The organism is Pseudomonas sp. GXM4, assembly GCF_008923895.1.
Classification (GTDB): Bacteria; Pseudomonadota; Gammaproteobacteria; order Pseudomonadales; family Pseudomonadaceae; genus Aquipseudomonas; species Aquipseudomonas atacamensis.
The window spans coordinates 1-6,635 of sequence record NZ_WBRZ01000286.1 but is presented as its reverse complement, the minus strand read 5'-3'; the positions used below and the strand labels follow the sequence as shown (position 1 = coordinate 6,635).

Annotated in this window: 4 protein-coding genes; 1 reads left to right on the top strand and 3 read right to left on the bottom strand. The window is 60.9% G+C overall.

Annotated features, from left to right (window positions below):
- Window positions 1–93: 93 nt before the first annotated feature.
- From betA to betI, 3 genes are all read right to left on the bottom strand, one after another.
- Window positions 94–1,797, bottom strand: coding sequence for a choline dehydrogenase (gene betA, locus F8N49_RS23905; protein ID WP_122751554.1), 1,704 nt, complete (start codon window positions 1,795–1,797; stop codon window positions 94–96).
- 148 nt (window positions 1,798–1,945) lie between these two features.
- A complete protein-coding gene (gene betB, locus F8N49_RS23900) occupies window positions 1,946–3,418 on the bottom strand; it encodes a betaine-aldehyde dehydrogenase (protein ID WP_024014608.1) in 1,473 nt (490 codons plus the stop codon).
- Window positions 3,419–3,506: 88 nt separating this feature from the next.
- A complete protein-coding gene (gene betI / locus F8N49_RS23895) occupies window positions 3,507–4,100 on the bottom strand; it encodes a transcriptional regulator BetI (protein ID WP_024014607.1) in 594 nt (197 codons plus the stop codon).
- A gap of 486 nt (window positions 4,101–4,586) precedes the next feature.
- On the opposite strand from betI, the gene F8N49_RS23890 reads away from it, so the two are divergent.
- Complete coding sequence (locus tag F8N49_RS23890) at window positions 4,587–6,527, top strand: BCCT family transporter (RefSeq protein ID WP_223630511.1); 1,941 nt, start codon at window positions 4,587–4,589, stop codon at window positions 6,525–6,527.
- The last annotated feature ends 108 nt before the right edge of the window (window positions 6,528–6,635 follow it).

Below are 6,635 nucleotides of genomic sequence, written 5' to 3'. Positions count from 1 at the left end.
CGCCATGGACGCTCTGCGTCCGCTTTGGGACTCGGCGCGTCCGGGATGCATTCCCACGCAGAGCGTGGGAACGATCAGGGGAGGTATTACGACTTACTGGGTAACCGGTGTGATATCCCGCATCGGCTTGCCTTTGACCGGTGCGCCGTTCGCGACGTAATAAGCAGCGGTGCTGCGCGGCAGCGGCTTGCGGCCGCGGATCTTGTCGGCGATTTTCTCGGCCATCATGATCGTCGGCGCGTTGAGGTTGCCGGTGGTGATGATCGGCATGATCGAAGCATCGACCACGCGCAGGCTCTGCATGCCGTGCACACGACCTTCGCCATCGACCACGGCCATCTCGTCGGTGCCCATCTTGCACGAGCAGGACGGGTGGAACGCGGTTTCGGCGTGCTCGCGGATGAACTTGTCGAGCTGTTCATCGGTTTGCACTTCGATGCCCGGGCTGATTTCGCGACCACGGAACGCGTCGAGGGCCGGCTGCTGCATGATTTCGCGGGTCAGGCGGATGCCGTCGCGGAATTCCTGCCAGTCCTGCTCGGTGGCCATGTAGTTGAACAGGATGCTCGGGTGCTGGCGCGGATCCTTGGATTTGACCTGGATGCGGCCACGGCTCGGCGAGCGCATGGAACCCATGTGCGCTTGGAAACCGTGTTCTTTCACGCCGTTGCTGCCGTTGTAGTTAATCGCCACCGGCAGGAAGTGGTACTGGATGTTCGGCCATTCGAATTCCGGACGCGAACGAATGAAACCGCCGGCCTCGAACTGGTTGCTGGCGCCGATGCCGGTGCCGTTGAACAGCCACTCGGCACCGATCGCCGGCTGGTTGTACCAGAGCAGCGACGGGTACAGCGAAACCGGTTGGGTGCAGGCGTATTGCAGGTACAGCTCAAGGTGATCCTGCAGGTTTTCACCGACGCCCGGCAGATCGTGGACCACCGGGATGTCGAGGCTTTCCAGCAGTTTCGCCGGGCCGACACCGGAGCGCTGCAGAATCTGCGGCGAAGCGATGGCGCCGGAGCACAGCAGAACTTCCTTGCGCGCCTTGGCTTCAACACGTTCTTCAGCGTCGCCGATCAGGTAACGCACGCCGACCGCGCGCTTGCCTTCGAACAGAATCTTGTCGGTCAGGGCGTGGGTGACGATGGTCAGGGTCGAACGCTTCTTGGCGATGTCGAGGTAGCCACGGGCGGTGGAAGCACGGCGGCCGTTCGGCGTCACGGTGCGGTCCATCGGGCCGAAGCCTTCCTGCTGGTAACCGTTGAGGTCTTCGGTGCGCGGGTAACCGGCCTGCACGCCGGCTTCAACCATGGCGTGGAACAGCGGGTTGTTGCCGGCTTTCGGCGTGGTCACGCTGACCGGGCCGTCGCCACCGTGGTAATCGTTCGGGCCGATGTCACGGGTTTCAGCTTTGCGGAAGTACGGCAGGCAATCGAGGTACGACCAGTCTTCCAGGCCCGGCAGTTTCGCCCAGCCGTCGTAGTCCATCGCGTTGCCACGGATGTAGCACATGCCGTTGATCAGCGAAGAGCCACCCAGGCCCTTGCCGCGACCGCATTCCATCCGGCGACCGTCCATGTGCGGCTCTGGATCGGTTTCGTAGGCCCAGTTGTAGCGACGACCCTGCAGCGGGAACGCCAGCGCAGCGGGCATCTGCGTGCGGAAGTCGAGGCGGTAGTCCGGCCCCCCGGCTTCGAGCAGCAGAACGGTGACGCCTTCGTCTTCAGTCAGACGGGTCGCAAGTGTGTTACCTGCAGAGCCGGCGCCTATGATGATGTAGTCGTATTCTTGAGTCATAAATTCTCCTGCGGGAGCTACAAGCCACTAGCTTCAAGCTGCAAGAAAAAGCAGCGAGCTGTGGCTTCGAAATCGGGGAGGGCGGCAACCCCAAACTGCTTTTACTTGCAGCTTGAAACTTGCCGCTTGCAGCTGATCAGCTAGCTGATCAGAACACCGAGACGTAATCGCCCAGCTCGACCTGTACCGATTTGATGCGGGTGAAGTTGTTCAGCGAGCTGATCCCGTTCTCACGGCCAACACCCGACTGCTTGTAGCCGCCGACCGGCATTTTTGCGTCGGACTCGCCCCAGGCGTTGATCCAGCAGATACCGGCTTCCAGTTGATGAATCACGCGGTGGGCGCGGTTCAGGTCCTTGGTAACGATACCGGCGGCCAGGCCGAAGTCGGTGTCGTTGGCGCGGCGGATCACTTCTTCTTCGGTTTCGTAGGAAAGGATCGCCATCACCGGGCCGAAGATCTCTTCGCGCACGATGGTCATGTCGTCGGTGCAGTCGGTGAACACGGTTGGCGCCACGAACGCACCTTTAGCGAATTCGCCGTCCGTCAGTCGACCGCCGCCGCACAGCACGCGTGCGCCTTCTTCTTTACCCTTGGCGATGTAAGCCAACACGCTTTCCATGTGCGGGAAGCTGACCAGCGGGCCGAAGTTGGTGTTTTCGTCTTCCGGGTTGCCAACGCGGATGCGGGCAACGCGCTCAACGATCTTGGCTTCAAAAGCGGCTTTCAGGTGCGCCGGTACGAACACGCGAGTGCCGTTGGTGCAGACCTGACCGGAGCTGTAGAAGTTGGCCATCATCGCCGTGTCGGCGGCGCGATCCAGATCGGCGTCGTCGCAGATGATCAGCGGCGACTTGCCGCCCAGTTCCATGGTCACGTCTTTCAGCGACGAAGCCGAAGCGCTGGCCATGACTTTCTTGCCGGTGTCGGTGCCGCCAGTGAAGGAGATTTTCTCGATGCGCGGGTGCTCGGTCAGCCAGGTGCCGACTTCGCGGCCGCTACCGGTCAGGACGTTGAACACACCGTTCGGCACGCCGGCTTCGGTGTAGATCTCGGCCAGTTTCAGGGTGGTCAGCGAGGTGACTTCGCTTGGCTTGAAGATCATCGCGTTACCGGCCGCCAGGGCTGGAGCGGATTTCCACAGGGCGATCTGGATCGGGTAGTTCCACGCGCCGATACCGGCGACTACGCCCAGCGGTTCGCGACGGGTGTAAACGAACGAGGTGTCACGCAGCGGGATCTGCTCGCCTTCGATGGCGGGCACCAGGCCTGCGTAGTATTCCAGCACGTCAGCGCCGGTGACGATGTCGACGTACTTGGTTTCGGAGAAGGATTTGCCGGTGTCCAGGGTTTCCAGCGCGGCCAGCTCATCGTTGCGCTCGCGCAGGATGTCGACGGCGCGGCGCAGGATGCGCGAACGCTCCATGGCGGTCATGGCGGCCCAGATTTTCTGGCCCTTTTCGGCGCTGACCACAGCGCGCTCGACGTCGTCTTTGGTCGCACGTTGCACCAGTGCGAGGACTTCACCGTTCGCCGGGTTGATGGCTTCGAAGGTGGCGTCGCTGCCGGCGTCGGTGTACGCGCCATCGATGTAGAGTTTTTGCAGTTCGAAACGGGCCATAGTGTCCTCGCAAGTGCATTGGTGGTTGGCGTTGACCACCGCGATCACGCTGCGGTGGAGTTCAGGGGCCGAGCATTTTCTGTGTGCTCTAGCTCACCTTCTTGGCCAATTGGAAATCCATGTATTCGTAAGCGATCTGTTGCGCCTGCGCCGTGTCGAAAGCGTCTCCCGACAGCGCGCCGCGCAACCACAAACCGTCGATCAAAGCTGCCAGGCCTCGGGCGGCATTGCGCGCATCTTCGAGCGGCAACACACGGCGGAACTGGCAGCACAGGTTGGAATACAGACGGTGATCGTTGATCCGCTGCAACCTGTGCAAAGACGGCTGGTGCATGCTGGTGGCCCAGAAGGCCAGCCAGGTTTTCATTGCCGGGCCATTGACCTGGCTGGCGTCGAAGTTGCCTTCGATGATCACCTGCAGATGCGCCCGTGGGCTGTCATCTGCCAGCGCCTGACGGCGCGCGGTGACGCTCTCGCTGAGGGCGGTCATCAGGTACCGCATCGTGGCGGCGATCAGGCCGTTCTTGTCCTGAAAGTAATGACTGATGATGCCATTCGAGACACCGGCCAAACGGGCGATCAGCGCAATGCTGGCGTCCCCCATTCCGACCTGATCGACCGCTTGCAAAGTGGCTTCGATCAGTTGTTGGCGGCGGATGGGTTGCATACCGACCTTGGGCATCTTGCACATCTCCTTAGGCCTTCCGAGGGGCGAATGACGCCGATCGGATTGAGGGCCAGTCTATTTTGTTTTGATTGAACGTTCAATCAACAAAGAATAAGATCTGCGACAATTCGTCGCTGCCTACAGAAAATTCCTACGTGTAATGACGATAAAAACCGACACCTGAAACGGCTCGAAACCTGCGCGGGGCATGGCGCGGTTCGCGATTCGAAGGACGTGTTGAAAGGGCAAGACGCTCGGGGCCAGGTTTCGGATGAACGTCCGTCGCCTCTGGCCACGAAAGCGAATACGCAACGCCATTTCGGCAGGTTCGGGCTTTTTTCGGAGTGTCTTTATATCACCCGCCGGTCGGCTGCCAACTAACCGATTGGTCGGGTTCCGTGATGCCTTGTGTTCTTCTCTCGCACTGCCTGGAGCATTTGTGCCATGAGTTCTGCCTCGCTAATAAAGACCCCGCCCGAGAAGGTGACGGTCAACGGTTGGGTGTTCTACACCTCGACCGCGCTGATTCTGTTGTTGACCGCCATTCTGATCATCGCCCCGCAAGAGGCCGGCAGAATGTTGGGCATGGCCCAGGCCTGGTTGTCGCGCAGCTTCGGCTGGTACTACATGGTGGTGATCGCCGCCTACTTGGTGTTCGTGGTCGGTCTGGCGTTTTCCTCGTACGGCAAACTCAAACTGGGCAGCAAGGACGACACCCCGGATTTCAGTTACGGCGCCTGGGCGGGGATGCTGTTCTCGTCGGGCATCGGCATTTCGCTGCTGTACTTCGGCGCGTCCGAGCCACTGGATCACTACTTCAATCCGCCGGAAGGCACCTCGGCCACCAACATGGCCGCGCGTCAGGCGGTGCAACTGACTTTCCTGCACTGGGGCCTGCACGGCTGGGCGATCTATGCACTGGTCGGCCTGGCCGTGGCGTATTTTGCCTATCGGCATAACCAGCCGCTGGCGTTGCGTTCGGCGCTGTATCCATTGGTCGGCGAGCGTTGGGTCAAAGGCGCCGCCGGGCACGCAGTGGACGGCTTTGGCATGTTCGTGACCCTGCTGGGGCTGGTGACCAACCTGGGGATTGGCTCGCTGCAAGTCTCGTCCGGGCTGGAAAACCTGTTCGGCATGGAGCACAGCAACACCAACCTGCTGATCGTCATCATCGTCATGAGCACCGTGGCGACCATCGCTGCCGTGTCGGGTGTGGAAAACGGCATCCGTCGACTGTCCAACCTGAACATCGTGCTGTTCAGCGGCCTGCTGATTTTCGTTCTGCTGTTCGGCCCGACTTTGCACCTGCTCAACGGTTTCGTGCAGAACATCGGTGACTACCTCAACGGCGTGGTGCTGAAGACCTTCGACCTGTACGTCTATGAAGGCGACAGCGCCAAGTCCGACCGCTGGCTTGGCCTGTGGACCCTGTTCTATTGGGCCTGGTGGATTTCCTGGGCGCCATTCGTGGGCATGTTCATTGCGCGGATTTCCCGTGGCCGCAGCGTGCGTGAACTGGTCGCTGGCGTGCTGCTGATTCCGCTGGGCTTCACCTTGGCGTGGCTGTCGATCTTCGGTAACTCGGCGCTGGATCTGGTGATGAATCAGGGCGCGGTGGAGCTGGGCAAGACGGCGCTGGAACAGCCGTCGATGGCGATCTATCAGTTGCTTGAGCATTACCCGGCGTCGAAAGTCGTCATCGGGGTGTCGATCTTTGTCGGCTTCGTGCTGTTCCTGACCCCGGCCGACTCCGGTGCGGTGATGATGGCGAATCTTTCCTGCAAGGGCGGCAACGTCGATGAAGACGCGCCGCACTGGCTGCGGATCTTCTGGTCGGTGGTGATCACCCTGGTGACCATCGGCCTGCTGTTCGCCGGCAACTTCGAAGCCATGCAGACCATGGTCGTGCTGGCCGGCCTGCCGTTCTCGGTGGTGCTGATCTGCTTCATGTTCGGCCTGCACAAGGCGATGCGCCAGGACGTGCAGATCGAACAGGAGCAAGCGCAACTGGCCGAGCGCGGGCGCCGTGGTTTCAGCGAGCGCCTGACGCAACTGGATCTGCAGCCGAGCCAATCGGTGGTGCAGCGCTTCATGGACAAGCACGTCACCCCGGCGCTGGAAGATGCAGCGGCGCAGTTGCGCAATCAGGGCATTGAAGTGCAGACGCTGCTGGGCAAGGCCAAGCGTTGCATGGGCGTGCGGGTCGAGATGGAAGAGGGCAACCCTTTCGTTTACGAAGTGAGCCTGGATGGTTATCTGGCGACCCCGACCGAATCGGCGCAATCAGATGAAGCGCGTCAGCGTTATTACCGCGCTGAGGTGTATCTGCACAATGGCAGCCAGGACTACGACTTGATGGGCTTCACCCCGGAGCAGATTACGCGGGATGTGCTGGATCAGTTTGAAAGCCATCGGCAGCTTCTTGGCCGGGTGTACAGCTAAACAGCTAAAACAAAAGGGGCTCGATTGAGCCCCTTTTGCATGATCGTTCCCACGCTCCGCGTGGGAATGCATCAATGGACGCTCTGCGTCCGCTGTTGTGGGACGCGG